The following is a 23,713-nucleotide window of genomic DNA, read 5'->3' as shown; positions in this document are numbered from 1 at the left end:
ACTTCATCAGAAAGGCTGCTTTGGCAGCCTTTTTCTTAGGATACTGATTATGGAATTGCAATGGCGTTGGTTTGCTTTGGCGGATTTTGATGCGCTGACTTTGTATGCCCATTTAAAGTTACGCCAGGACGTTTTTATTGTTGAGCAAAACTGTGTTTATCCGGATATGGACCAATACGATGCGGTTTCGCAGCATTTATTAGGTTTTGATCAAAACGGCCAGGTGTTTGCTAGCCTGCGTCTGGTGCCGCCCGGTCTTAAATATGCAGAGCCCTCGATTGGGAGGGTCATTACTCACCCGGATGCTCGCCGCGGTGGAACCGGATCAAAGCTGGTGGCAGAAGGTTTGCGTTATTCAAGCCAGATTTATCCGGGCCAAGGCCATCGTATTGGAGCGCAATCCCATTTGCAGGGTTTTTACGGTCATTTTGGTTTTGTGCCGGTGGGGCAGGAATATTTAGAAGACAATATTCCGCATATCGATATGGTGATTGCCGCTTAACGCTTTACCGGATAGCTGAATTTACCTGTGGCACGGTGGTAAAGGGTGGCAAGCAGCACCAGCAAAATAGCTCCGCTTGCCACAGGGGTGAGCAAAAACCAGGCCCCCAGCGGCTTGGCTGCCAGAAAAAACAGCAGCGGGTTTGCACCGGCTGGTGGATGAGTCGTTTTAGTTAGCACCATCAGGCTGATGGCAAGTCCTACCGCCAATGATGCAAATACCGCTGTATTCGGGGCCAGTGAATAAAAAGCCAGCCCTACCGTTGCGGTTAATAAATGCCCACCGATTACATTACGTGGCTGCGATAGGGCCGCTTCGGGCAGAGCAAACAGCAAAACACAGCTTGCACCAAATGGCGCCATAATCAGCGCTGCCGTTCCAAATTCGCTGACGCCTGCCAGCAGTAAAATCGCAATAAACCCGCCTGTTCCCGCGAGTAGGGCATGCTTTAAAGTGTGAGTATCCATGAAGTTTTCCTTTGTTTCATACCGAACGATTGGTATGTTTTTGTATAAAAATGATCAGTCTGTGTTGGGTGAATTTTTAATCGCAGAGTCGGAGTAATGCTTGTAGCTGGCGCTGTAAGGGCTCGATATTGCCATTAATCCGGTACATCAGAATGCAGCCCTGGACGATGGCGAGGGCATCAATACTGAGTATTTTGGCTTTGTCGGCAGGATGAGCGCCAATAAATGCCTGATAGTAGCAGCCTTGCCATTTATTAAAAAATTGTGAAATGGCCTGTTGGAAGGGCTCGTTTGCCGCGCTTGTTTCCAAACTTAAGCTGGCTAGCAGGCAGCCATCGGGGTGCTGCCAAAAAAACTCTTCTATCGCCAGATTAAACGCTGCTAGGCCAGCAGCAGGCTGAGAGTCGCGTATTTGAGAGAAAATATGCTCGTCAAAATAGGCTTCCAATTGCTCCAGCGCAGCCAGCCCCAGCGCTTCTTTGCTGGCAAAGTGATGATAAAGGCTGCCCTTGGTAATGCCGCAAGCCTGCACTATTTCCCCGATACTGGTCGCCGCGTAGCCTTTCATTCTGAATAAGGCCGTGGCTTGATCGATAAGTTGTTGTTTAGTGATTGGCATTGCAGCACTCTGGCATAAAAACAAACCAATCGTACGGTATGTTCTTGTGTTGATCAAGTGTTTTGCTGTGAAGGGCGGGGGCTGTCTTTATTATGAAATGCATAGCCTTCATTCTATGGGCCGTGATAATAAAACTTATGCCATTCATTTTATACATTGAACAATTTTATTGCTCATATAGCAAAAAGTTGGGTTGATCATTCCTTTATTTATTTGATTAAGGAATAAATACCCAAATATACTTATGCAAGGGGAATCACCTATCGCTGAACCTGTTCCCCGGCGATATGCTGCAAACAGTACATACCCTAAAGGGTTAAGGATTAAATAATATGCAAGTGATTGTAATCGGAGCTGGCGTTGTCGGCGTAGCAACTGCGCACTACCTGCGCGCAGCGGGATGCGAAGTCACCGTACTGGAACAACTAGACGGGCCTGCAACCGAAACGAGCTTTGCCAATGCGGGCCAGGTATCGCCTGGCTATGCAGCACCATGGGCCGCGCCTGGCATTCCGTGGAAAGCAGTTAAATGGCTGACTCAGCCTCATTCCCCGCTTAAAATTCGCCCCGATGGCAGCTTGTTTCAGCTGTCATGGATGGCAAGAATGCTGGCTAATTGCACAACGGCTGCTTATGAGCGTAATAAAGGCCGCATGGTGCCACTGGCCGAATACAGCCGGGACTGTTTGCGTGATTTGCGCGAAGAGCTGGATCTGCAATACGAGCAACGCAGCTTGGGCACATTGCAGGTATTTCGCACGGCTAAGCAGCTTGAAGCCGCGCAACGTGATTCGGATATTTTAAGCGCCATCGGCGTGCCTAATCATTTACTGGATGCGCAGGGCCTTGTCGATGCAGAGCCTGCCTTAGCGCGTGTGCCGGGTAAATTGGTTGGTGCCTTGCAATTGCCTAATGATGAAACGGGTGATTGCAAAATGTTTACCGATAAGTTGGCAGCGCGTTGTGAAGCGGCTGGTGTGGTGTTCCGCTATGGCGTGACGGTTGAGCGCCTGATTGCTGCAAATCAGCAAATCCGCCAGGTACAGCTGAAGGGCGGTGAAATCCTCAATGCTGATCATGTGGTGCTGGCTGCTGGCTGCACATCGCGCGCGCTGGCCGCTCCCTTGGGGCTGGATTTACCGGTTTATCCGGTGAAGGGCTATTCGCTGACGATTCCTTTGAAAAATGCGGATGCCGCACCGCGCTCTACCGTGCTGGATGAGAGCTACAAAATTGCACTGACTCGTTTTGATTCCCGCCTGCGTGTAGGTGGCATGGCAGAGGTTGCGGGTTACGATAAGCATCTGGATATGGGCCGCGTTGCGACCCTCGCCATGGTGACCAATGATCTGTTCCCAGATGCCGGGGATACCAGCCAAGGTACGCCATGGACTGGTTTACGCCCGATGACACCGGATGGCACGCCGCTGGTGGGTGGCACGTCTTATCCTAATTTATGGCTGAATACCGGCCACGGCACATTGGGCTGGACCATGGCCTGCGGCTCTGGCCGTGTGCTGGCTGATTTGATTACAAAGAAAACCCCTGAGATCGAAAGCAGCGGCTTAGCTTTAGCGCGTTATTGAGTTGCAGGGCGGGTTAGCCAATGCTTTATCCTAGCTTAACCCGCCACTGCTTGCCCATGGCTAGTGGCTCAGTTGTACAGATGGGGTGGCATCAGGTGTGCCACCCCAAATTTTTTCAAGTTTTGTCAGCATTGCTCAATCATCTCCCCCCAAACTTCGTTAAAATAAGTGCACTTACTTGTTTGGTAGCGCCTTATGCATAGCAATCGCTCGTTCCCCACTACTCGTTTACGCCGTATGCGCCACGATGATTTTTCGCGCAGAATGATGCGTGAAAATCATTTAACTGCGGATAATTTGATTTTGCCGGTATTTGTTTTAGATGGTGAAAATCGTACACAGGCGATTGCCTCTATGCCCGGGGTCAATCGCCAGAGTCTGGACCAGCTGTTTTATACCGCCGAGCAGGCCGTTAAGCTGGGCGTACCTGCTTTAGCGATATTCCCTGTGATTGAGCAGGACTTAAAAACGCTGGATGCGGCTGAAGCTTGGAATCCAAATGGCTTAGTACCACGTGTAGTACGTGAGTTAAAAGCGCGTTTCCCAGAGCTGGGCCTAATTACCGATGGTGCGCTTGATCCTTACACCATTCACGGCCAAGACGGCATTATCAATGGTGATGGTTATGTGCTTAACGAAGAAACCGTGGCTGCGCTGGTGAAACAAGCGCTTTGCCATGCCGAGGCGGGCGTCGATATTATTGCGCCATCAGACATGATGGATGGGCGGATTGGCGCGATTCGCAAGGCTCTGGATGCGGATGATTTTATCAACACCCGCATCATGGCTTATTCGGCCAAATACGCGTCGGCATTTTACGGCCCCTTCCGCGATGCCGTAGGCTCGGCAGCTAATCTGGGCAAAGCCGATAAAAAGACTTACCAGATGGACCCTGCCAATTTGAACGAAGCCTTGCACGAAGTGGCACTCGATCTGGCAGAAGGCGCCGATATGGTGATGGTGAAGCCGGGCATGCCTTATCTGGATGTAGTACGCCGAGTGAAAGATGAATTTGCAGCGCCGACTTTTGTTTACCAAGTATCAGGCGAATACGCCATGATCAAAGCCGCTGTGCAAAACGGCTGGCTGAATGAAGAAGCGGTGGTGCTAGAAAGCTTAATGGGCTTTAAACGCGCCGGTGCAGATGGAATTTTGACTTATTTTGCATTGGATGCAGCTAGGTGGTTGGCGGGGAAGTGATTGCTTAGGGGAATTATTTTTTTGCCTTAGTAAGCAAGGAAAAATTGTAATGACCACGCTCTTAGCATAGGGCTTTTATCTGCCCCTGAAAACACGCCGAACGAGGAACAAGGGGGGTGGGGTAGTCGTCAATTCGTGTTTGAGCGAAGCGAGTTGAATTGACGCCACCTCGATTGTCCGCAGCGAGGGGATTTCGTGTTTTAGGGGCGGCCTTCTTTGGCTTCGTTTCTTGGCCGCGTGTATAGACCATAGACATGGGTAACACTTGTACGAGGACATAGGTAACACTTTGGCGGTGTTTTTAACCGCTTGGGATGCCTACTTACCATGCCTTGGATGCCCGTGAATATCATGTCTATTCGCTCAGAATTTGTACTCCTTACACTGCAAGATAACTGTAATTTTAAAGCGCTTTGCCAGCGTTTCGGCATCTCAACTAAAACAGGTTACAAGTGGCGGCAGCGCTATCTGAATAACCCCCAAGAAGGTTTTCAAGATCGATCTCGCCGCCCCAAATCATCGCCAACACTGACCACCGCAGAGATTGAAGCCCTCGTTGTAGACCTGCGCCAGAAGCACCCTGTTTGGGGAGGGCGCAAACTCCATCGAAGGCTGTTGGAGCTGGGCCATGTGGATGTTCCTGCGCCAAGCACCATCACCAATATTCTGCACCGCCATGGCTTAATTTGCGCCAAGGCGAGTGAGCAAGCCCAACACTGGCTACGTTTTGAGCATGATCAGCCGAATGCTTTATGGCAGATCGACTTCAAAGGGAACTTCAATACGGCTCAGCAAATGTGCTTTCCCCTCACTTTATTGGACGACCATTCTCGCTTTAATCTCACCTTAACTGCTTGTGGTCAAACCACGGCAGCCATTGTCCAGACTCACTTAACGGATGTATTTCTTCGCTATGGCTTGCCTGCTCGTATCAACGCTGACAACGGTTCTCCATGGGGAAGCCCCAGTGATGCCCGCCATGGCATCAGCCAGTTATCTATCTGGCTGATCCGCTTGGGTATCCATGTTAGCCATAGCCGCCCAGGGCATCCGCAAACTAATGGCAAAGAAGAACGCTTTCATCGCACGCTAAAAGCAGAAGTATTAAATGGCCGGGCATTTCGCGATTTAGCCCATGTTCAGCATGCATTTAACGACTGGCGCACGGTCTATAACGAGCAGCGCCCGCATGAAGCCTTAGGGCTAGCCACACCGATTACCCGCTATAAACCGAGCTTAATTGCCATGCCTTCTGCTTTGCCTGAAATTGAATACGGCCCCAACGATCAAGTCATTACTGTGGGTTGGGGCGGCGAAGTAAAATTACAAAATCATAAATTTAAAGTGTCTAGTGCCTTACATCGTTTACCTATTGCACTGCGTGCAGATAGTCTGAACGACGGGGTGTTTGACCTCTATTTTTGCCATCAGCACTTCGGAAGAATCGATTTGAAAGCCGCGCAAGAAAGGAAGGTCCAGCGGGACGCCCGCACCTAAATCAACGTGCCGAAGGCACTGAAAAGGTCTTTTTGACCTTGGCTAGCGTGAATTGGGATTCATTCACCTTGATATCGGGTTGGATCTGCCAGCCCAGCCTGGGCAAAACCAGCGCTGCGCAAGCGGCAGGCTTCGCATTCGCCGCAGGCTTGGCCATCTTCATCGGCTTTGTAGCAGGTGACGGTGAGCGCGTAATCCACGCCAAGCTCGGTCCCTTTTTGGGCGATTTCTGCTTTGGTGAGTTTTAGCAATGGGGTGTGGATGGTGAGGTTTGAGCCTTCTACGCCCACCTTAGTCGCCAGCCTTGCCATGGCTTGGAATGACGCAATGTATTCTGGGCGGCAGTCTGGATAGCCTGAGTAATCCACAGCATTTACGCCAATAAAAATATCATCGGCTTTGAGCACTTCAGACCATGCCAGTGCGTAAGAGAGCAGCACCGTGTTGCGTGCGGGCACATAGGTCACAGGGATCTCGCCGGGCTTGCCACCGTCAGTTGGTACATCAATAGTGGCGTCGGTAAGTGCAGAGCCGCCAAAGCCAGCTAAATCAATTTTCAGAATACGGTGTTCAACGGCTCCCAAGGCTTCTGCCACTCGGGCGGCCGCTTTCAGCTCGGCGTTGTGCTTCTGGCCGTAGTCAAAAGACAGACAATAGGGAGCAAAGCCTTCTGCTTTGGCAATGGCAAGGCAGGTAGCAGAATCTAGGCCACCAGATAATAAGATCACTGCAGGTTTTTTGGTCATGATATTTTCAATTTAAATAATGTTTATGGATTGATGGCAATCATTTTGGTGGTCTGCTTTGTGCATTCTTTATTCAGGCACAGACCGGAAAACCAGATTTCACCATTGCCTATCATCGCGCCATTGCTATTGCGAAACAGCGATTCAGCTGTTTGTGCCAGCACGGCTGCTTTTACTTTGGGTGTGATTACTTTTGAGTACTGAGCAATAAATTGCTGGGCTTGCAGTGTTTTTTTCTTCGGCAGATTCACTCGCAGGGGAAAGCGGGCTAGTTTGGCTACGCTGGAGGCATCATCTTTGGCGACGGCCGTTTGCAGTGATTTTAAAAACTCACCTAACTGAGCAGTGGTCATTCCGTCTGGGCCCGTTGTTTCTGCCTGAGCAAAGGTGGCCATCAATGCAAATACAGCTAAAAAGTAGCGCATAGGATCACTTTAAAAGTTGGGGGTAAGCCAAGCGTTGCAAGGCTTTTTCCGCCAAATCATGATAAAGATTGGTGCCAAAGAGGCGTGCTACGGTGGATGAAATCATCGCAGCGGCCAGAATTGAAATCACCATCGTGTGACCATCTGTCATTTCTATCAAAATAATAGCCGAGGTCAGTGGTGCCCGCGTTACTGCCGCCAGCATGGCCGCCATTCCAATGGCAATCAGCTTGATATGAATACTGCTATCAAACCACGGCAGAAACCAGCTGCTGACGCCTGCGCCCATAGAGAGCGATGGGGCAAAAATACCGCCGGGTAAGCCGGTCAGAAAGGTAGCCAGCAGCCCTAAAAACTTCATTGGCAAGAAGTACCATGCCATGGTGCCGTGACCTGTGACCACTTCGCTGGTGATTTCTGCTCCGCTGCCAAAAATAGGAGCGGCCAGCCCCATGCAGGCAATTAAAAAGCCACATGCGGCGATAAATAAATAGGGCTGTGCTGCGCGCCACATTTTCACTTTAACTGGCAACCAGCGATCCTGATGCACGCAAAGCCAGGAGAAAAATCCACCGACTAAACCCGCAGTCACCGCCACAATAAACATCGGCCACAAAATGCTGTAGTTAAAACCGGGCACGTGAATCCGGCCAAAATAGGTGTAATCACCCTGAATCGCCAAAGAAACTACACCGGCTAAAATCACTGCACCTAGTAATTTACCCGAGGTTTTTTCCTCTACTGAACGCGCTAGTTCTTCAAATGCAAACACAATCCCAGCCAGTGGCGTATTAAATGCGGCGGCAATCCCTGCTGCCCCGCCAGCCAGAATCAGCTGGCGGCGAAATACGGCATCGGATAATGGAATAAAGCGCCGGCAGGCATACATTAAACTTGCGCCAATTTGTACTGTTGGCCCTTCACGCCCCAGCACAAAGCCACATCCCAGCCCCGCAACTACACCGATAAACTTGGCACAGGCGATGCGTAAACTAAGCAATTGTTTGATCAGTGCAGGCTGATCGGTAACTTGCAGCGCGGCCATGGCTTGTGGAATACCGCTGCCTTCCGAGCCCTTACCCATTTTTTGCATCAGCCAGCGTATCGCCATGCCACCGCAGGGCAGCGCAAAAAAAGGCCACCATGCCCAGCGTGTACTCATGCTTTGGAAAATCGCCAATGCGCCGTCCGCAGCTTTGGCCAGAACAACGGCAACAAGGCCCACCATAGCGGCCCCAAACCAGAGAGCCAGTGTGGCACGGCTGCGTTCTGGTAAGTGTTTAATGCGTACCAGCCAACGTTTCCAATACATGAGTTTGCCTGTTAAACGCCGGGACGTTCACCCCAGAGTATTTTGTGTAATTGCACTTGCATACGCACTGGTAAATGATCTTCCAGCACCCAAGCAGCGAGATTGGCGGGAGGGAGTGTTTCCCAGACGGGCGACATCAGCACAGGGGCAAGCGTTTCTAAACGACGCTCGCGAATTAAATTACGCGCCCATTCGTAATCGTTACGATCGCACAATACAAACTTGATTTCGTCCGTATTGCTCAAGTAATCAAGGTTTTCCCAGTGCATTTTGGATAATTCACCTGAGCCGGGCGTTTTGATATCCAGAATGCGTGAAACGCGCGGATCGACTTCGGCAATCGATAAAGCGCCGCTGGTTTCTAGGCTGAGTGAATAGCCTGCATCGCAAAGCAGGCGCATTAGCTCGTGCACGCCTTTTTGCGCCAGTGGCTCGCCGCCAGTTACGCAAATATGGTGGGTGTTAAATGAGGCGATTTTATCGAGGATGGTTTGAAAAGATTGGGTTTCGCCGCCAGTAAAAGCGTAAGCGCTGTCGCAGTAGCCACAGCGCAGCGGACAGCCGGTAAGGCGGACAAATACGGTAGGCAGGCCCATACGGGTGGTTTCACCCTGCAATGAGCAGAAGATTTCGGTAATACGTAATGCGTCTTTCAAGAGTAGCTCCTAAGCCAGCGGCAATTGCTGCATGGCAAACCGGAAAACAGTCCGGTGGAAATAAAAACGGCGCCAACCTGATCGGTGACGCCGGGTAAAAATGTGGGCGTTGCAATGTTTCAGCTAAGCTGAGCAATTTTACGCAGTTTTAGTGCTTTTAGCGTTGTTTAAATTACACTTAATCGGTTGCAAGTAATGCTTTCTTGGCTGCTGCGGCTTTTTCTGCCTGTGGATACTTTTCAATCAGCTGCAATAGATATTTGCGCGATGATTTTTTATCGCCCTGGGCATTAGCCACGATGGCTAAGCCAAATAACGCATCCGGTGCGCGGGTTTCATCGTTACTGGCCAGTACTTGTTGAAACGAATTTTGCGCCCCTTTAAACCCTTTTAAAGCGGTTTGACTGATGCCCATCCAATACCATGCAGTAGGAACTAAGGCGCTGCTACTGTTCTCGGTAATAAATTTCTGAAACCCTAAAATGGCCTCTTTATGCTTATTGCTGCGGCTTAGCTGCACGATATCGTCTAATTGCTGCTGCTCTGACACTACTGCTGCGGCTTTGCTTTCTACTTTTGCCAGCTCCATGGAGCGCATTCGAGCATCCAGATCGGTGTAAAGATCTTTCTGGCGTTTGGCGGCTTCGTCCAGATTAAATTGCAGAACTTCATTTTGCCCGCGCAGGGTGGCGATTTCTTGGCGCAGTTTTTCAAGCTGACCGACTAATTCGATAGAGCGGCTATTGCCTGCCTCTAATTGTATCAGTCGATCATCGGTCTTTTTTTGTGCCTGAGTTTGAGCATTTCGCAGATCATTTAATTGCTGGCGCGCTTCATTGTCATCAAAAAGACCAGCGTGAGCCTGCATAGAAAATGCGAGCAAGAGCAGAGTAGCAATTCGTTTCATAGATTGATCTGATTTGAAGTTGAAAACGCGCGGACGAGCTATCGCTCGTCCGTGGCAAAGACTAGGTCTTTTTTTAGTCTTCAGCAAGCTGATTACTGCGCAGTTTCACCATTGTAAACAATTTCGGCACGACGATTACGTTCGCGCACTGCATCGCTGTCACCTGCTTCAAGCGGGCGTTCTTCGCCAAAGCTTACGGTTTCGATCTGGCTATCGGGTACACCCAGCACATTCAGCATTTTACGTACAGAATCAGCCCGTTTTTGGCCCAAGGCTAAATTGTATTCTGCAGTGCCGCGCTCATCTGTGTGGCCCTGCAGGATGATTTTTGCGTCTTTATGGGTGTTCAGATATTTGGCATGCGCTTGAACCAGCTCATGGAAATCCGGGCGCACAATAAAGGAATCAAAGTCAAAATACACACGACGGCTGGACAGAATATTGTTTGGATCTGTCAGCTCGGTAAAGGATTTGGCTGTGCCTTGAGTCAGGTCAACGGTCGCAGGATTGGTGCTTGGCTGAGTGGTACTGGTGTTGTTTGAGCCAGTGTTATCAGTAGGTGTAGTTGTAGGTACTGGAGTGCTGGCGCAAGCAGCCAGCAGGGCTGTCATGATTAAACTAAGCGCTACTTTTTTCATTGTGTTTCTTCCTTAGTTACATCTTAAAGAGATAAAGCTAAGCGTTCGGGCTATATGACATTCAGCTTAGCAAAGGTTCCGCAAATGGTATCTTTACCGAAGTACAGGGCCCCATGCGGGTTGTCTTACGTCTCCTGCTTGCGCTCTCAGGCGCTGTTTTACTCTTCCATCACTTGAAACTGCAGCAAGAACGCCACGGCCGCCTGCTTTGGTTTCGTACAGAATCATTTGCCCGTTTGGCGAAAAGCTGGGCGAATCATCAGATCCAGAGTCGGTGAGGGTGAGCACCTGACGGCTGCTTAAATCCATAATTGCCGCACGGTAGCCGCCATCACGGGTAATAAAGGTCATATTTTTGCCATCCGGGCTGAGCTTGGCTGAGCTATTGTAGCCCCCCTGAAACGTTACCCGCTCTGTGTTACTGCCATTGCTGTTCATGCGGTAAATTTGCGGGCTGCCGCCACGATCAGAGGTGAAATAAATAAAGCGTCCATCGGGTGAAAATGCAGGCTCGGTATTGATTTCGCCACCACGGCTCAGCTGCCGTAAGTCACTGCCATCGGTATTGACGAGGTAAATTTGCGAGCTGCCACTTTGGGTCAGTACCACTGCCAGCTCACGCCCATTGGGTGACCATGCGGGGGCGTAATTACTGCCCTTAAATCCGGCGGCTTTCCAACGGCGCCCTGAAGCTAGCTCGTGCACATAGACTACGGGTTTTTGATCTTCAAAAGAAACATAGGCCAATTTGCCACCATCTGGCGACCATTTTGGCGACATCACGGGCTGTTTGGAGACCAGAATGGCTTGTGAGCCAAAGCCATCAGCATCGGACACTTGTAATTCAAAGCGTGCGCCTTGTTTGAGCACATAGGCAATCCGTGAATTAAACGCGCCAGGCTGGCCGGTAATCTGCTGGTAAATCAAATCGGCAATTTGATGCGCTACCCGGCGCATCTGGCCTGCTGTCGCTTTGCGCTCCCAGGTGATTAAGGTTTTTTTGCTGGCCAGATCAATCAGCCAGAATTGCACATTAAAGCCGCCTGCATCGGGAGTAACCCGGCCAATGGCCATGGTCTGTGCGCCTTTAGCCAGAGCGCTTGTGTAATTAACCTGCTCTGGAGCAAAGGGCACAGGCGACAGATCCCCCGCCCCGATCACCTTAAATAAGCCGCTGCGCGTTAAATCATCGCTAATAACGGGGGTGAGCGCTTGTTTTTGCTGGTTTTCATTTTGAAAAGGGGCGATGGCGATAGGGTATTGCGATGCGCCTACACCAACCACATCAATGGTCATATCTGCATGAGCCACACCGCTCAGAAGCACGCTTGCGGTCAGTAATTTAAAAAATTTACGCCAAAGCATTATTGGAGTTCTCCATGAATGGTTCTTCCATTCGGTTAACAGCTAACTTAGTCAAAGGCGGCTTGCCCTGCCCGCATGGAGACAGGGGCCTAATCATTCAAACGGAACAATATTTTAAAATTGCGCATATCACCACTAAATGCCTGCCCATCAGGCAGAGGCGGCATACGTTGCAAGGCCAGAATGGCACGCTTGGCGGCCTCGTCGTACATTGTTTCGCCGCTGGATTTCAAGAGCGTGACTTCTTGAATTTCGCCATTGGGCAGTACATTGATTCTGAACTCTGCCGATGGATTGCCCTTAGGATTGGGGTAGACCAATTTAGAGCGTATCAGTTGCGAAACCCTGCTGCGATAGTCGGCTAGCCCTTTCTTGGCCACTGCGCTATTACCACTGCCCGAGTCTGGACCCGTATTGACGGTTGAATTGGGGTTGTTGCCTTTGCCGCCCGTTTTTGAGCCGGGTTTATTGGGTTCTAAGGCGCTGCCTTCAGATAATGCCGCATCAAATGCCGATACTTTGGGCTTGGCTGGGGCCTTGGGGGCAGGTGTCGGCTTGGCTATGGGGGCTGCCGTAGGTTTGTGTGGTATTGGCGGAGCAGTAGGTACGGCCGTTGGCACCGGCGTCGCCTTAGGCTTTGGCATCGGTGTGGGGGTAGGAATTGGGGTTGGTCGTGGGCTAGGTGCTGGTTTTACTTTGGCCGTGGCAATCTCTGCGGGCTTTTCGGGTAAAGGCTCAGGCTTAGGCTCGATTTTTTGTGGCTGAATCTTGGGTTTGGGCGGTTCTGGTGTAGGGGCTTGCTCTTGGGATGCAGGAGGTGGCCCCCCCCATAGCTCAACCACAACAGGTTCTGGCTTTTTTGTTTGCCAATTCATCGACAGCAATAAGCCTGCCACCAGCAATAGGTGGACGGCAGCGGCCAGTGCAAAGGCCAGAGTGGGGCGTTCATGACGGTTAAGAATTAGGCTGCTCATATCACTTCGGCTGAACGAGCAGGCCAACCCGGGCAATATTGGCCTGTTTTAAAGCATCCATCGCATTCATTACCTGCTCGTAGCGTATGGATTTATCTGCTGCAATCACCACTGGGCGATTGGGCGTGATGGCTTGTTTGGCCTGCACACTGGCGACGAGGGCTTTCAGGTCGGCCAGATTGCTGGTCTCTTCCTTATCGTGCAGCTTAATCGCGCCAGCAGCGTCAATTTCTACGCGCAGCGGTGCTGCATTGACTTCCTGGTCGGATTTACCCACCGTAGGCAGATTCACCACGCCCTGCTGCATCATTGGTGTGGCCACCATAAAAATCACCAGCAAAACCAGCATCACGTCGATATAGGGCACGACGTTAATTTCATTTTTAATCCTGCGTGCGCGGCGGGCCATTATTTCACCTGGCGTTGCAAGATATTGGAAAATTCTTCGATAAAGGTATCAAAGCGGTTGGCGAGCTTATCCACTTCATTAGCAAAGCGGTTATATGCAACTACTGCCGGAATAGCGGCAAACAGGCCAATGGCGGTGGCAACCAGCGCTTCGGCAATCCCAGGAGCCACGGTGGCTAAGGTGGCCTGGCCCACATTGGCGAGGCCGGTAAAGGCATTCATAATGCCCCACACCGTGCCAAACAAGCCGATATAGGGGCTGATAGAGCCAACGGTGGCCAGAAATGCGGTGTGGGCATCCAGTTCATCCAGTTCGCGCTGGCAGGCGGCTCGCATGGCGCGGCGGCTGCCTTCCATGACGTCAGATAATTCCATGCTGCCGCGCTCACCCGCGCGCTGGCGCAGTTTTAAGAACTCGCCAAAACCCGCTTGAAAGATTTTTTCCATGCCCAGAGTTTGGCCACGGCGCACCTGATCGTAGAGTGTGGCGAGATCTGCGCCATTCCAGAAGCGGTTTTCAAACTCTTCGGTTTGCTTTCTGGCATGGGAAATGGAGAAATGCTTGCTGAAAATATACCACCAGGACATAAACGACATGATGAGTAAGATGCCCATCACGGCTTGTACAACGGGGCTGGCGTGCAGGACTAAAGTGATAATCGACAGATCTTGGTTTGCTGCAGCAACGTCCACTTTGGGTAATCCTTTATTCGCGTGTTAATGGTAGGGCGGCTTATTCCGCTGAAATAATATACCGAGTATCAATCTTGTTTTTTCGGGCTTAGCCCAAAGTGCTCATACGCTGCCAGTGTAGCAATCCTGCCGCGCGGTGTTCTTTGTAAAAAGCCTTGCTGAATCAAAAAGGGTTCAATCACATCGTCAATGGTGTCAGATGATTCGCCAATGGCTGCCGCGACGTTATCCAACCCTACCGGGCCACCGGCAAATTTCTCCAGAATGGCAGATAAAAGCTTCCGGTCCATGACATCCAGCCCTGCGTGATCCACATCCAGCATCGAAAGCGCAGCATCGGCCACTTCGCGGGTGACATGGCCATCTGCGCGTACTTCGGCGTAATCACGTACTCGGCGCAGCAAACGGTTGGCAATTCGCGGCGTGCCCCGTGATCTTCGCGCAATTTCGAATGCGCCGTCAGGTGCGATATTCACATTGAGTAATTGTGCCGAACGTGTGGTGATGCGGGTGAGCTCTTCTGCCGAATAAAATTCCAGCCTTGCCACAATGCCAAAGCGATCGCGCAGGGGGTTGGTCAGCATCCCGGCGCGGGTAGTGGCGCCAACCAGTGTAAAAGGCGGCAGATCAAGCTTTACCGATCTGGCCGCAGGGCCTTCTCCGATCATTAAATCGAGCTGAAAATCTTCCAGTGCCGGGTAAAGAATTTCTTCGACCACGGGGCTGAGCCGGTGGATTTCGTCGATAAACAGCACATCATGCGGCTCTAAATTGGTCAGAATTGCCGCCAAATCGCCTGCCCGCTCCAGCACCGGGCCGGAGGTCTGGCGAAGATTTACGCCCAGCTCGCGGGAAATAATATGTGCCAGCGTGGTTTTGCCAAGGCCCGGTGGGCCAAATAGTAAGACGTGATCGAGCGCTTCTCCGCGCTTTTTAGCGGCTTCAATAAAAATCTCTAATTGCTCACGTGCTTTGGCCTGCCCAACGTATTCGTCGAGTAATTTGGGCCGCAGAGCGTGCTCTAGTTTTTCTTCCTGATTAGATAATTTTGTACTGCTGATCAGGCGATCAGCAGGAGCAGCAGAAAGCGCATCGGTTTCGATCATGGCTGTAGGCGATCCAAGGGGGGAGTACGGCTTGTTGCGTAGCAATAGGTAAGTACCACGACGCTCGCAACACTAAAGCCTGCAATGATATCGGAGAAATGATGCACGCCGAGCACCAGTCTGGCTATTCCACCTAAAATGGCAGCACAAAAGGCGAGGCCAAACCAGAGTGTGCGGCGTTGTGGCTGATATTGTGAGGCAATCAGGGCCAACACAAAAGACATAATCCATGCACTCATGGCATGTCCGCTGGGAAAAGAAGGGCCATGGGCCGAGGCTAAAAATTCCAAGCTGGGGCGAGGGCGTAAAATACTGAACTTAAGCGCGGCATTCAGCAGCCAGCCGCTGAAAATGGCTAATGGCAGGCCAATTGCATTATGGCGATCAGCCAATTTAAACCATAAACCTGCACCAATCACCGATGCCAGCAGCAGGGAGCCAAATGCCCCGCCAAACCAAGCTAAAGCTTTACAAGCGGCTATTAAAAATCCTGGGCCATTATAAAAGACATTACCGATGGCATCATCCAGTGCATTCAGCTGGGGTGTGTTTAAGGCTGAGGCCAGAAAAATGAACAGGATGGTGCCAGTAAGGGCTGTAATGGCCAGGATTCGCATTTAGATTTTAACCAGTTGTTTAAGGGCGCGCCGGATGCCGTCTGAAACATCAACATCGCTGGCGAGCTCTTTGACCGCGCCGCTGGCTTCGCGTTCGCTGTATCCCAGGGCAATTAATGCATGTAGCACATCGTCTTTATTTGATGCAGGCGTTTGAAACAGTGCGCTATTATTGCTGACAGAAGTCATAATAGGCAGGTTGTTGAGCTTGCCGCGCAGTTCTAAAACCAGTCTTTCTGCCGTTTTTTTACCAATGCCCGGTACTTTTGACAAGCGAACCAGATCTTCTGCTGCGATGGCTTGCGCAAGCTCATCGGCGTTCATTCCCGATAAAATGGCGAGCGCAATTTTTGCACCAATGCCGCTCACCTTGATTAAGGCGCGGAATGTGTCACGCTCCGGCTTGGTGGCAAATCCATATAAAAGCTGGGCATCTTCACGCACCACCATGTGAATAAACAGGCTGGATGGCTGCCCTGTGTGGGGCAGAACATAAAACGTGCTCATAGGAACATCAACTTCGTAGCCCACGCCATTGGTTTCAATCACAATCTGCGGGGGCTGTTTTTCGATCAGGGTTCCGGTAAGGCGTCCGATCATGGCGTGCATCTCTAAAGGAAAGCGGGGAGTATAAATGCCCGAGATTGGCTTGACGAACTTGAAGTTAGGTATTTTTTGTTTGTTCTGCATGCTGCAGGCACAGGCCATGCCTGTACGTTTATTGACGCAGCAACAGCCGCCGTACAGCAATCAGCAGGCTGACGGGCGTCAGAGCGGGCTTGCACTGGAAACTGTGCGATGTGTGATGAATAAATTGCAGCGTCCGGTAGAGATTAAATTTCTGCCATGGAAGCGTGCACAGAATTTAGTTGAGCTGGGCGAGGCGGATGGTTTTTTCTCTGCCTCGCAAAACAGTGAGCGGGATCGCTTTGCTACGCTTTCGCAAGCAATTGCTCCCCAACAATGGCGCTGGTATTTCCGTACGGAAAGCTCGGCTAAGCCATTAAGCGAAGAGTTTCGCTTATCGGCTACCGTGGGTGCTTATTTTGGCTCGAATATGCTGACCTGGCTAAAAGCATCTGGTTATCGGATTTATGCCACACCTCCTGCGCATGATCAGCTGCTCAAAATGCTGCTTGCAGGCAGAGTTGCTGCAGTATTGGCCAGCGATCTGGCGATGAATGAGGCGATTCATGCAGAGCATGCCGAGTACAAAATCCGCTCGGAGCTGCAGGAAGATAAACCTTTAGGCGTTTATTTTGGCCACCGCTTCTTAAAAGAAGAGCCTGAGTTTCTTACCCGTTTTAATGCGGAATTGCCTTCTTGTCGCATTAAGATCTAGTAGGGACGCTGCTTGCCGCGCCCCTACCCATCTTTATGCTAAGCGCCCGCGTTTAATGGTTAAGCCCAGACTGGCAAGCTGCTTCATCGCACCGCTATCGTGCTGAGCATGGGTGAGCGCTACTGCGAGTGCATCGGCGGCATCTGATTGTGGGGCCCCATTGAGGCGCAGCATTCGCTGCACCATCTGGCTGACCTGATCTTTGTCTGCATGGCCATTACCAACCACCGCCTGTTTTACTTGCAGCGCGGTGTATTCCCCTATCGGCAGATTGGCTAAAACCAGCGCCGACATGACAGCTCCCCGTGCTTGCCCCAGCATCAGCGTTGATTGCGGGTTGACGTTTACAAAGACAATTTCCACTGCCGCCACGTCGGGCTTATAGGTATCCACTACTTCAGCAATGCCGCGCAAAATCGATTTAATGCGTGCAGCGAGCTCGCCGCCGGGCGTGCGAATGCAGCCCGATGCGATATAACTCCGGTTTTGCCCGTCTGTATCGATGACCCCGAACCCCGTTATTCTGGAGCCCGGGTCAATTCCTAAAATACGCATTTAATTAACCTGAAACGCATGTGAGCCTTGATAAAACCCTGCTAAGGCAAAATTAATCCCGGCCTAAAACGGCATCGCCTTTGGCAAATGTCCATGTTCGGCTAATGCTGATCACATCGGTGTCTTTACGAATATCATCGGGAAACTTACCAAAAGGCGCTGCCATTTTGACAATGCGTAAAGCCGCAGCATCAAGCTCTTTATTGCCTGATGATTTGGTAATTTCGGCCCTGCGTACATTGCCGTTCGCGTCGATTTCTACGGATACTAATAAGCGGCCATATAGTTTCTGACCATGCGAATCAAGCGGGTAAGTTAGCGCACCAACTCGCTCCATCTTCATCCGCCAGTCTTCAACATAGCGGGCAAAACGATACTCTCTAGCACGGGCACCGATGAAAGTCATGCGCGGGCGGCTTTGGTATTCGCTGGTCTGCTTGCTGATCTGTGCCGCTAAACCGGCGATTTCACGGGCCTGTTGTTTTAATTGCTCATTATCGAGGCCCGTATTTTCGCTATGCGTGCTTTTACCTAGGTCCTGAGCGACACGGGTGTCCGCCTTGAGCTGTAGCATGAGTTTCTCTGCATCGGCCTCAAGCTTCTTTTGCTGAGCTTTAGCACGTTCTACTTCTCTAGACTGAGGATTATCGCTGGCAGGCAGCGGTGATTTGACGTGCTGATTCAGCACATCCGTATTGCCCCCGCCATTTAAGCTGGCCTGAGCCAGTGCATCCGCTTTGTGCGCATCTTGCAATGTGCGCTGGTTTACAAGCACCACTTCCAGTGGCTGTGCCGAAAACAGTGTTTTAGGATCGGGCATTACAAACTTCATGCCAAAAATAGGAATAGCATGTGCGAGTACCGAAAAGGCCACGCCCAGAGCCATAAAACGTTGCGCTCTATCCATTTGCCAACCTGTATTACCTAAGATTTTTAATCGCGGGAGTGTAGCACGGCGCATGCTGTCTGCTTGCTGCTAAAATACGCGTACGCTTCAACTATCTGTAAGGAAATAAGTATGATTAAGTATTTACTACCGCTGTTTTTGATCTGTACTCCACTGGCTTTTGCTGAAGATGGGGCCAAGGTTGCGGCAAAATACAACTGCTTGGGCTGTCATGCGATTGATACTAAAATTGTTGGGCCCGCATATAAGGAAGTTGCAGCAAAATATCGCGGGCAAAAAGATGCAGAAGCTATGCTGATGAAAGAAGTACGCAGTGGTTTACCCGGCGGAAAATGGGGAAAAATCCCTATGCCCGCACAGCAAATTGAAGAGAAAGATTTAAAGATTATTGTACGTTGGGTACTGTCGCATTAATGCCATACCGTCTGTATGGCGAAACGAGTTATTGCATTGCGGCGGGGACTTGATTATGCTGCCTCCCCATTTGGTGGGGTGTATGCTCGTAAGTTTATGTTCTGTCTGGTTTTTGTTTCAGTAAGATGAAATAAAGCTGCAGAGCGATTTTGCCCCGCCCCCATTTGCAGAAAGGGAGAACGACCATGGCCAAACTCACGGAACAAGAAATCATTAGCTGGAACGGTTCAGAAGATGATTACATGAACCCGGATCACCTCGAGTTTTTCCGGGCTAAGCTTCTGCAAATGAAAGCAGAGCTGTTGGCAAACGCCAATCAAACCAGCCAGCATTTGCAAGAGCAGGAAGCCACGCCTGATCCGGCTGACCGTGCTACTTTGGAAGAAGAGTATGCATTAGAGCTACGCACGCGTGATCGTGAGCGTAAGTTGTTGCTTAAAATCGAGTCTACTTTGCGTAAGCTTGATGATGGCAATTATGGCTATTGCGAAGACACAGGCGAGCCAATTGGTCTGCCACGCTTAGTTGCACGTCCGACGGCTTCTATGTCTTTGGAAGCGCAAGAGCGCCGTGAACGTATGAAAAAACAGTACGCAGATTAATGTTGTGCTGTTTTGATGAGTAATGCTTCCGAGACGATTGCGAAAGCACGTGATTTAGTCGCCCAAACCCGTGCCCGTACTACACCTGCACGGGTTAGGGTGCTCGCTGCGCTCTTGGATGCTCAACGCCCGCTGTCACATCTGGATGTGTTGGCGGCGTTGCAGCCCGCTATCGACCGCGTTACGGTGTACCGGGTTTTAGACTGGTTAACCGAGCAGCATTTGGCGCATAAATTATCCGGTGATGATCGGGTATGGCGCTTTTCTGTTGCACCTGCCCCACACCACCATGCGCATTTTCAGTGTGAAAATTGCGGCCGTTTTTTTTGTTTAGAAAACGTAAGCAGTGATCTGCCTGTAAGCTTGCCTGCACAGTTCGTGGCCCGCATGGTTGAAATCACGGTTAAAGGTATTTGCGCCGACTGTCGTTAGACGATAATCTCTTTCTTTTATGATGTGCTTGTCGCCGTGCTAGGCAGCCGCTCTAGGGAAGAATATGCAATATCAAACAGATGATGTCCGTATCCGAGAAATTAAAGAGCTACTCCCCCCTGTTGCGGTGATGGAGAAATTCCCTGTCAGTGAAGTTGCCTCCGTTACTGTTTTTGAAACCCGGCAAGCCATTCAGCGCATTTTGCAAGGCAGCGATGATCGCCTGCTGGTGGTGATTGGCCCGTGCTCGATTCATGATACCGAGGCTGCCCACGAATACGGCGCTAAGCTTAAAGTGCTGCGCGAGCTTCACAAAAATGATTTAGAAATCGTGATGCGGGTTTATTTTGAAAAACCCCGCACAACGGTAGGCTGGAAAGGCCTGATCAATGATCCTTACCTGAACGGCAGTTTTAATATCAACGATGGCCTGCGTATTGCACGCAAACTATTGGTTGATTTAAACAACGACGGTATGCCAACTGCCGGCGAATTCCTCGATATGATCACGCCGCAATATATGGCTGATTTAATGAGCTGGGGCGCGATTGGTGCGCGTACGACTGAATCGCAGGTACACCGTGAGCTGGCTTCCGGATTATCTTGCCCGGTAGGCTTTAAAAACGGCACAGATGGTAATTTAAAAATTGCACTGGATGCGATTCGTGCATCCAGCCAGTCACACCACTTTTTGTCTGTAACTAAAATGGGCCATTCTGCGATTGTGGCGACTGGCGGCAATCCTGATTGCCATATTATTTTGCGTGGCGGTAAAGAGCCCAATTACGACACCAATCATGTGCGTGCTGCACTGGCTGATCTGGCTGCTGCCGGGTTGCCTAAAAAAGTTATGGTTGATTTTAGCCATGCCAATAGCAGTAAAGACTATCGCCGCCAAGTCGATGTATCTGCCGATGTCTGTGCTCAGCTTGCCCGTGGCAATAACGGCATTTTCGGTGTGATGGTTGAAAGTCATATTATTGGTGGCCGTCAGGATCATGTTGAAGGCAAGCCTCTGACTTATGGCCAGTCAATTACGGATGGTTGTATCAGCTGGGATCAGACAGAAACGATGCTGGCAGATTTGTCCAGGGCCGTGCTGGATCGCCGCGCGATTGCCAAGGTTCATATTTAAGTTTCTAGCTTATCAATATTCAACGCCCCGTTTATCGGGGCGTTTGTTTTTTCTGAATCTGAAACAGCCTTTATTGCCGTTCTAACTTACCTGCGGTAAGGAATTACTGGATTTGGCTCTGCTCTTTACTAGTATTGAAAATACCCTGATGCACCGGATCATTTATCTGATGCAGTTTCACTTCAGCAGTTTCTTTTTGGCTGGGCGCGGAAGATACAGGTCGTTTACTGAAGATGCATCATTTATTGATACCGGAGTCAGGCTATGCAATTTGATGAAGTTATTCCAGATCATTTTAATATCATCTCCCGCACCCCCTTGCCGCACGTGCTCATTGAGCAGGCTTTGATGCAATTAGGCGGAGGGGGCGTTGAAGGTACAACTTTTAAGCGTAATGCTTTGTTGTCTGCGGGCTGGAAACACGCCAGTGTGGTGTCTTATGGCAAGCATCCCACAGAGGCGACCGCCGCTTTTAATAAAGTACGTGCTGTTTTGGCCCTGAGCCAAGACCCAGCAGCGATCATGGATCAATTACAAAAGAAATAACTTTAGTACGGGCGGCTTTGTTGCCATTGCAGCATAACGGCGCGGACATGAGCTTCTATATCCGCTTCTTCAATACATTCGCCTTGGGCTGTAATCGTGCTTAGGTCTACGCCCAGCTTAGCCGCAAGGCGAGCAGCGCTAAGGCTGACATTGAGCGTAGCTGTTTGTGCTGCAGGCCAGTCCAGCTGACAGGCGCTGGCAAAAGTGGCCTCTGCTCCAAATAACTGCACAGGCTCTTCTTCAATCTCCATTTGTAATAAAAGATCACCGCATTGCACGGATTCTTTAATTTCTACCATGATATGCGAAACCAAACCGGCTTCCGGAGCGCAGATCTCAATCTCACTATCACCACAAATGAGGGTCAGAAGTGGTGTATTACTGTGTACATGATGGCCTGGTAAGATATGTACGGCGCTGACGCTGGCTGTTTCATCCAGCTCGGGAACACAGATCAGGTGCGTAGTGAATGTACTCATGGTGAATATGCACCTATTTTTCAATGATTTTGCTTGATTTTGGCCAATACTGCTGTTTTTACTACTGCTTAGAATATGCAGCAGTAATTATTCCATTGCAGTGCAGCATCGCAGTTCCTAACATTGGGCCCGATTCAGCAGGGAAAGTCCCAAGTTTATGGATATTAACGCAGCCATCAGTCGTTGTGTGTAAGCAAAGTCCGTATCCTGGCCGTTTAAGTCTGGCCTATGCGATTTGCGTCTGCTCATGATGATTTTAAAGTGCAATCAGAACAATCAACCTGTATGTGATGAGATGAGTCTTATCACCGCCAGCGTAATATTAAGGAGCAGTTTATGAGTGAGTTGGTTTTAGTTATTAATGCCGGATCGTCCAGCATCAAGTTTTCCCTGTTTGAAACCGGCGCGGCTGATCCTGTTCTGCTCTTTAAAGGTCTGGCAGACGGTATTTATGTTGATCCGAAGTTTGTAGCAAAAGACGCGGATGACAATAAGCTGGTCTCTGAATCTATGCCGGCAGATATGCCTAAGAACCATGACTCTGCATTGCGTCATATGCTGGCTTGGCTTAATAGCCGTATTGAAGGCCGTACGATTGCCGCAGTGGGCCATCGTGTTGTGCATGGTGGCCTGAGCTTTTGCCAGCCCGTGCGCATTACTGAAGAAGTATTAAAGGGCCTGGACGAAACCATTGCTCTGGCTCCATTGCATGCTCCGCACAATATTATGCCAATGCGCGTGCTGGCTCAGCTTTTGCCAACAGTGCCGCAAGTAGCTTGTTTTGATACCGCTTTCCACCGCACTCAGCCAGAAATCGAGCAGCAATATGCTTTGCCATACGAGTTCAGCGAAAAACATGGTATCCGCCGTTACGGCTTCCATGGCCTTTCTTATGAGTATATTGCCAGCGTATTGCCAGGTATTGATGCGAAAGCTGCGGCAGGCCGCACAGTTGTGGCCCATCTGGGTAATGGCTCCTCGATGGCCGGATTGATCAATGGCCACTGCCAGGCAACAACCATGGGCTTTACCGCTTTAGAAGGCCTGCCTATGGGTACCCGTTGCGGGACGATCGATCCTGCGTTAATTCTGCACTTTATGAGCCATCTGAAAATGGATGCCTCACAAATTGAAGAGCTGATCTACAAGCAATCTGGTCTGTTGGGTATGTCGGGTATTTCCAGCGATATGCGTGATCTGCATGCAAGTAAAGATCCGCATGCTAAGTTTGCTGTTGATTACTTTGCTCACCGTGTTGTGCGCGAAGCGGCTTCTTTAGCGGCTGCGATGCAAGGTTTTGATGCGCTCGTGTTTACTGCAGGTATTGGTGAAAACGACGATATTGCCCGCGCCACTGTATGTAATGAATTGCGCTGGTTAGGCGTGGAAATTGATGAAGTTGCAAATGCAAAACGCTCAGGTGAAGCGCGTTGTATTTCATTGCCAAGCAGCCGTGTTCCGGTTTATATCATTCCAACGAATGAAGAGCTGATGATTGCCCGCCACGCTTTGAAGTGCGTTGCTGCGTAATTTTTAGTTTTAATCAAAGCCACATGGTGCAGATCATGTGGCTTTTTTTTGTC

29 protein-coding genes are annotated in these 23,713 nt (G+C 50.3%); 11 read left to right on the top strand and 18 right to left on the bottom strand.

The features are described from left to right. The first annotated feature begins 49 nt into the window (after positions 1–49). Entirely contained in the window at positions 50–502 is a 453-nt protein-coding gene (locus DYD62_RS16355; protein WP_115228495.1) for a GNAT family N-acetyltransferase, read from the top strand. Here DYD62_RS16355 and DYD62_RS16350 read toward each other — a convergent pair. After that, positions 499–969, bottom strand: coding sequence for an HPP family protein (locus DYD62_RS16350; protein ID WP_115228494.1), 471 nt, complete (start codon positions 967–969; stop codon positions 499–501). The genes DYD62_RS16355 and DYD62_RS16350 overlap by 4 nt on opposite strands. A gap of 76 nt (positions 970–1,045) precedes the next feature. Further along, complete coding sequence (locus tag DYD62_RS16345) at positions 1,046–1,588, bottom strand: TetR/AcrR family transcriptional regulator (RefSeq protein WP_115228493.1); 543 nt, start codon at positions 1,586–1,588, stop codon at positions 1,046–1,048. A 332-nt stretch (positions 1,589–1,920) separates the two neighbouring features. On the opposite strand from DYD62_RS16345, the gene DYD62_RS16340 reads away from it, so the two are divergent. From DYD62_RS16340 to DYD62_RS16330, 3 genes are all read left to right on the top strand, one after another. Beyond that, a complete protein-coding gene (locus DYD62_RS16340) occupies positions 1,921–3,174 on the top strand; it encodes a D-amino acid dehydrogenase (protein ID WP_115228492.1) in 1,254 nt (417 codons plus the stop codon). 195 nt (positions 3,175–3,369) lie between these two features. After that, positions 3,370–4,374 carry a porphobilinogen synthase gene (hemB, locus tag DYD62_RS16335; RefSeq protein ID WP_115228491.1) on the top strand — a complete coding sequence of 335 codons (1,005 nt, stop codon included), beginning with the start codon at positions 3,370–3,372 and terminating at the stop codon, positions 4,372–4,374. A 327-nt stretch (positions 4,375–4,701) separates the two neighbouring features. Beyond that, positions 4,702–5,871, top strand: coding sequence for an IS481 family transposase (locus DYD62_RS16330; protein ID WP_115228490.1), 1,170 nt, complete (start codon positions 4,702–4,704; stop codon positions 5,869–5,871). 59 nt (positions 5,872–5,930) lie between these two features. Here DYD62_RS16330 and queC read toward each other — a convergent pair whose 3' ends face one another. The 13 genes from queC to ruvA all read right to left on the bottom strand — a co-directional run bounded on the left by queC (position 5,931) and on the right by ruvA (position 16,318). Next, positions 5,931–6,617 (bottom strand): 7-cyano-7-deazaguanine synthase QueC, encoded by a 687-nt coding sequence (gene queC, locus DYD62_RS16325; protein ID WP_115228489.1) that lies wholly within the window; start codon positions 6,615–6,617, stop codon positions 5,931–5,933. A 23-nt stretch (positions 6,618–6,640) separates the two neighbouring features. After that, entirely contained in the window at positions 6,641–7,042 is a 402-nt protein-coding gene (locus tag DYD62_RS16320) for a hypothetical protein (RefSeq protein ID WP_115228488.1), read from the bottom strand. Positions 7,043–7,046: 4 nt separating this feature from the next. Further along, on the bottom strand, positions 7,047–8,354 hold the full coding sequence (locus DYD62_RS16315) for a chloride channel protein (protein ID WP_115228487.1): 1,308 nt from the start codon (positions 8,352–8,354) through the stop codon (positions 7,047–7,049). Between the two features lie 11 nt (positions 8,355–8,365). Further along, positions 8,366–9,010, bottom strand: coding sequence for a 7-carboxy-7-deazaguanine synthase QueE (queE, locus tag DYD62_RS16310; protein WP_115228486.1), 645 nt, complete (start codon positions 9,008–9,010; stop codon positions 8,366–8,368). Between the two features lie 178 nt (positions 9,011–9,188). Then, positions 9,189–9,917 (bottom strand): YbgF trimerization domain-containing protein, encoded by a 729-nt coding sequence (locus tag DYD62_RS16305; protein ID WP_115228485.1) that lies wholly within the window; start codon positions 9,915–9,917, stop codon positions 9,189–9,191. 92 nt (positions 9,918–10,009) lie between these two features. Beyond that, on the bottom strand, positions 10,010–10,555 hold the full coding sequence (pal, locus tag DYD62_RS16300) for a peptidoglycan-associated lipoprotein Pal (protein ID WP_115228484.1): 546 nt from the start codon (positions 10,553–10,555) through the stop codon (positions 10,010–10,012). 93 nt (positions 10,556–10,648) lie between these two features. Further along, positions 10,649–11,920 carry a Tol-Pal system beta propeller repeat protein TolB gene (tolB, locus tag DYD62_RS16295; RefSeq protein ID WP_115228483.1) on the bottom strand — a complete coding sequence of 424 codons (1,272 nt, stop codon included), beginning with the start codon at positions 11,918–11,920 and terminating at the stop codon, positions 10,649–10,651. Between the two features lie 89 nt (positions 11,921–12,009). Next, positions 12,010–12,894 (bottom strand): TonB family protein, encoded by an 885-nt coding sequence (locus DYD62_RS16290; protein WP_115228482.1) that lies wholly within the window; start codon positions 12,892–12,894, stop codon positions 12,010–12,012. Between the two features lies 1 nt (position 12,895). After that, complete coding sequence (gene tolR, locus DYD62_RS16285; RefSeq protein WP_115228481.1) at positions 12,896–13,303, bottom strand: protein TolR; 408 nt, start codon at positions 13,301–13,303, stop codon at positions 12,896–12,898. Beyond that, a complete protein-coding gene (gene tolQ / locus DYD62_RS16280; protein ID WP_267896133.1) occupies positions 13,303–13,995 on the bottom strand; it encodes a protein TolQ in 693 nt (230 codons plus the stop codon). The genes tolR and tolQ overlap by 1 nt, the downstream gene beginning before the upstream one ends. Before the next feature lie 68 nt (positions 13,996–14,063). Then, positions 14,064–15,101 (bottom strand): Holliday junction branch migration DNA helicase RuvB, encoded by a 1,038-nt coding sequence (gene ruvB, locus DYD62_RS16275; protein WP_115228480.1) that lies wholly within the window; start codon positions 15,099–15,101, stop codon positions 14,064–14,066. Further along, entirely contained in the window at positions 15,098–15,718 is a 621-nt protein-coding gene (locus DYD62_RS16270; protein WP_115228479.1) for a phosphatase PAP2 family protein, read from the bottom strand. The genes ruvB and DYD62_RS16270 overlap by 4 nt, the downstream gene beginning before the upstream one ends. Then, complete coding sequence (gene ruvA / locus DYD62_RS16265; RefSeq protein WP_115228478.1) at positions 15,719–16,318, bottom strand: Holliday junction branch migration protein RuvA; 600 nt, start codon at positions 16,316–16,318, stop codon at positions 15,719–15,721. A 106-nt stretch (positions 16,319–16,424) separates the two neighbouring features. Here ruvA and DYD62_RS16260 point away from each other — a divergent pair, with 106 nt between their 5' ends. Then, positions 16,425–17,060 carry a substrate-binding periplasmic protein gene (locus DYD62_RS16260; RefSeq protein ID WP_165928703.1) on the top strand — a complete coding sequence of 212 codons (636 nt, stop codon included), beginning with the start codon at positions 16,425–16,427 and terminating at the stop codon, positions 17,058–17,060. Positions 17,061–17,093: 33 nt separating this feature from the next. On the opposite strand, the gene ruvC is transcribed toward DYD62_RS16260, so the two are convergent. Both ruvC and DYD62_RS16250 read right to left on the bottom strand, forming a co-directional pair. After that, on the bottom strand, positions 17,094–17,615 hold the full coding sequence (ruvC, locus tag DYD62_RS16255; protein WP_115228476.1) for a crossover junction endodeoxyribonuclease RuvC: 522 nt from the start codon (positions 17,613–17,615) through the stop codon (positions 17,094–17,096). Positions 17,616–17,667: 52 nt separating this feature from the next. Next, positions 17,668–18,522, bottom strand: coding sequence for a cell envelope integrity TolA family protein (locus DYD62_RS16250; RefSeq protein WP_165928702.1), 855 nt, complete (start codon positions 18,520–18,522; stop codon positions 17,668–17,670). A 111-nt stretch (positions 18,523–18,633) separates the two neighbouring features. On the opposite strand from DYD62_RS16250, the gene DYD62_RS16245 reads away from it, so the two are divergent. The 5 genes from DYD62_RS16245 to DYD62_RS16225 all read left to right on the top strand — a co-directional run bounded on the left by DYD62_RS16245 (position 18,634) and on the right by DYD62_RS16225 (position 21,651). Beyond that, entirely contained in the window at positions 18,634–18,936 is a 303-nt protein-coding gene (locus DYD62_RS16245; RefSeq protein WP_115228474.1) for a c-type cytochrome, read from the top strand. Positions 18,937–19,121: 185 nt separating this feature from the next. Beyond that, positions 19,122–19,538, top strand: coding sequence for an RNA polymerase-binding protein DksA (dksA, locus tag DYD62_RS16240; RefSeq protein WP_099396609.1), 417 nt, complete (start codon positions 19,122–19,124; stop codon positions 19,536–19,538). Positions 19,539–19,553: 15 nt separating this feature from the next. Then, positions 19,554–19,970: a Fur family transcriptional regulator gene (locus tag DYD62_RS16235; protein ID WP_099396608.1), complete on the top strand. Its 417-nt coding sequence runs from the start codon at positions 19,554–19,556 to the stop codon at positions 19,968–19,970. Between the two features lie 64 nt (positions 19,971–20,034). Beyond that, a complete protein-coding gene (gene aroG, locus DYD62_RS16230; protein ID WP_115228473.1) occupies positions 20,035–21,105 on the top strand; it encodes a 3-deoxy-7-phosphoheptulonate synthase AroG in 1,071 nt (356 codons plus the stop codon). Between the two features lie 264 nt (positions 21,106–21,369). Continuing rightward, positions 21,370–21,651, top strand: a complete 282-nt coding sequence (locus tag DYD62_RS16225; RefSeq protein WP_115228472.1) for a hypothetical protein — start codon at positions 21,370–21,372, stop codon at positions 21,649–21,651. Positions 21,652–21,653: 2 nt separating this feature from the next. On the opposite strand, the gene DYD62_RS16220 is transcribed toward DYD62_RS16225, so the two are convergent. Further along, complete coding sequence (locus DYD62_RS16220) at positions 21,654–22,130, bottom strand: biotin/lipoyl-containing protein (protein WP_115228471.1); 477 nt, start codon at positions 22,128–22,130, stop codon at positions 21,654–21,656. 336 nt (positions 22,131–22,466) lie between these two features. Here DYD62_RS16220 and DYD62_RS16215 point away from each other — a divergent pair, with 336 nt between their 5' ends. After that, positions 22,467–23,660, top strand: a complete 1,194-nt coding sequence (locus DYD62_RS16215; protein ID WP_115228470.1) for an acetate/propionate family kinase — start codon at positions 22,467–22,469, stop codon at positions 23,658–23,660. Positions 23,661–23,713 lie beyond the last annotated feature (53 nt).

The sequence above is a fragment of the Iodobacter fluviatilis genome, from assembly GCF_900451195.1.
In the GTDB taxonomy this organism is placed as follows: Bacteria; Pseudomonadota; Gammaproteobacteria; order Burkholderiales; family Chitinibacteraceae; genus Iodobacter; species Iodobacter fluviatilis.
The sequence above is the reverse complement of the archived record's forward strand: the minus strand, read 5'-3'. Positions and strand labels throughout refer to the sequence as shown.

What these genes read in the sequence shown, in the direction of transcription:
- DYD62_RS16355 (WP_115228495.1), top strand. Translation starts at nt 50, where the DNA reads ATGGAATTGCAATGGCGTTGGTTTGCTTTGGCGGATTTTGATGCGCTG.
- DYD62_RS16350 (WP_115228494.1), bottom strand. Translation starts at nt 969, where the DNA reads ATGGATACTCACACTTTAAAGCATGCCCTACTCGCGGGAACAGGCGGG.
- DYD62_RS16345 (WP_115228493.1), bottom strand. Translation starts at nt 1,588, where the DNA reads ATGCCAATCACTAAACAACAACTTATCGATCAAGCCACGGCCTTATTC.
- DYD62_RS16340 (WP_115228492.1), top strand. Translation starts at nt 1,921, where the DNA reads ATGCAAGTGATTGTAATCGGAGCTGGCGTTGTCGGCGTAGCAACTGCG.
- hemB (WP_115228491.1), top strand. Translation starts at nt 3,370, where the DNA reads ATGCATAGCAATCGCTCGTTCCCCACTACTCGTTTACGCCGTATGCGC.
- DYD62_RS16330 (WP_115228490.1), top strand. Translation starts at nt 4,702, where the DNA reads ATGCCTTGGATGCCCGTGAATATCATGTCTATTCGCTCAGAATTTGTA.
- queC (WP_115228489.1), bottom strand. Translation starts at nt 6,617, where the DNA reads ATGACCAAAAAACCTGCAGTGATCTTATTATCTGGTGGCCTAGATTCT.
- DYD62_RS16320 (WP_115228488.1), bottom strand. Translation starts at nt 7,042, where the DNA reads ATGCGCTACTTTTTAGCTGTATTTGCATTGATGGCCACCTTTGCTCAG.
- DYD62_RS16315 (WP_115228487.1), bottom strand. Translation starts at nt 8,354, where the DNA reads ATGTATTGGAAACGTTGGCTGGTACGCATTAAACACTTACCAGAACGC.
- DYD62_RS16305 (WP_115228485.1), bottom strand. Translation starts at nt 9,917, where the DNA reads ATGAAACGAATTGCTACTCTGCTCTTGCTCGCATTTTCTATGCAGGCT.
- pal (WP_115228484.1), bottom strand. Translation starts at nt 10,555, where the DNA reads ATGAAAAAAGTAGCGCTTAGTTTAATCATGACAGCCCTGCTGGCTGCT.
- tolB (WP_115228483.1), bottom strand. Translation starts at nt 11,920, where the DNA reads ATGCTTTGGCGTAAATTTTTTAAATTACTGACCGCAAGCGTGCTTCTG.
- DYD62_RS16290 (WP_115228482.1), bottom strand. Translation starts at nt 12,894, where the DNA reads ATGAGCAGCCTAATTCTTAACCGTCATGAACGCCCCACTCTGGCCTTT.
- tolR (WP_115228481.1), bottom strand. Translation starts at nt 13,303, where the DNA reads ATGGCCCGCCGCGCACGCAGGATTAAAAATGAAATTAACGTCGTGCCC.
- ruvB (WP_115228480.1), bottom strand. Translation starts at nt 15,101, where the DNA reads ATGATCGAAACCGATGCGCTTTCTGCTGCTCCTGCTGATCGCCTGATC.
- DYD62_RS16270 (WP_115228479.1), bottom strand. Translation starts at nt 15,718, where the DNA reads ATGCGAATCCTGGCCATTACAGCCCTTACTGGCACCATCCTGTTCATT.
- ruvA (WP_115228478.1), bottom strand. Translation starts at nt 16,318, where the DNA reads ATGATCGGACGCCTTACCGGAACCCTGATCGAAAAACAGCCCCCGCAG.
- DYD62_RS16260 (WP_165928703.1), top strand. Translation starts at nt 16,425, where the DNA reads ATGCCTGTACGTTTATTGACGCAGCAACAGCCGCCGTACAGCAATCAG.
- ruvC (WP_115228476.1), bottom strand. Translation starts at nt 17,615, where the DNA reads ATGCGTATTTTAGGAATTGACCCGGGCTCCAGAATAACGGGGTTCGGG.
- DYD62_RS16250 (WP_165928702.1), bottom strand. Translation starts at nt 18,522, where the DNA reads ATGGATAGAGCGCAACGTTTTATGGCTCTGGGCGTGGCCTTTTCGGTA.
- DYD62_RS16245 (WP_115228474.1), top strand. Translation starts at nt 18,634, where the DNA reads ATGATTAAGTATTTACTACCGCTGTTTTTGATCTGTACTCCACTGGCT.
- dksA (WP_099396609.1), top strand. Translation starts at nt 19,122, where the DNA reads ATGGCCAAACTCACGGAACAAGAAATCATTAGCTGGAACGGTTCAGAA.
- DYD62_RS16235 (WP_099396608.1), top strand. Translation starts at nt 19,554, where the DNA reads ATGAGTAATGCTTCCGAGACGATTGCGAAAGCACGTGATTTAGTCGCC.
- aroG (WP_115228473.1), top strand. Translation starts at nt 20,035, where the DNA reads ATGCAATATCAAACAGATGATGTCCGTATCCGAGAAATTAAAGAGCTA.
- DYD62_RS16225 (WP_115228472.1), top strand. Translation starts at nt 21,370, where the DNA reads ATGCAATTTGATGAAGTTATTCCAGATCATTTTAATATCATCTCCCGC.
- DYD62_RS16220 (WP_115228471.1), bottom strand. Translation starts at nt 22,130, where the DNA reads ATGAGTACATTCACTACGCACCTGATCTGTGTTCCCGAGCTGGATGAA.
- DYD62_RS16215 (WP_115228470.1), top strand. Translation starts at nt 22,467, where the DNA reads ATGAGTGAGTTGGTTTTAGTTATTAATGCCGGATCGTCCAGCATCAAG.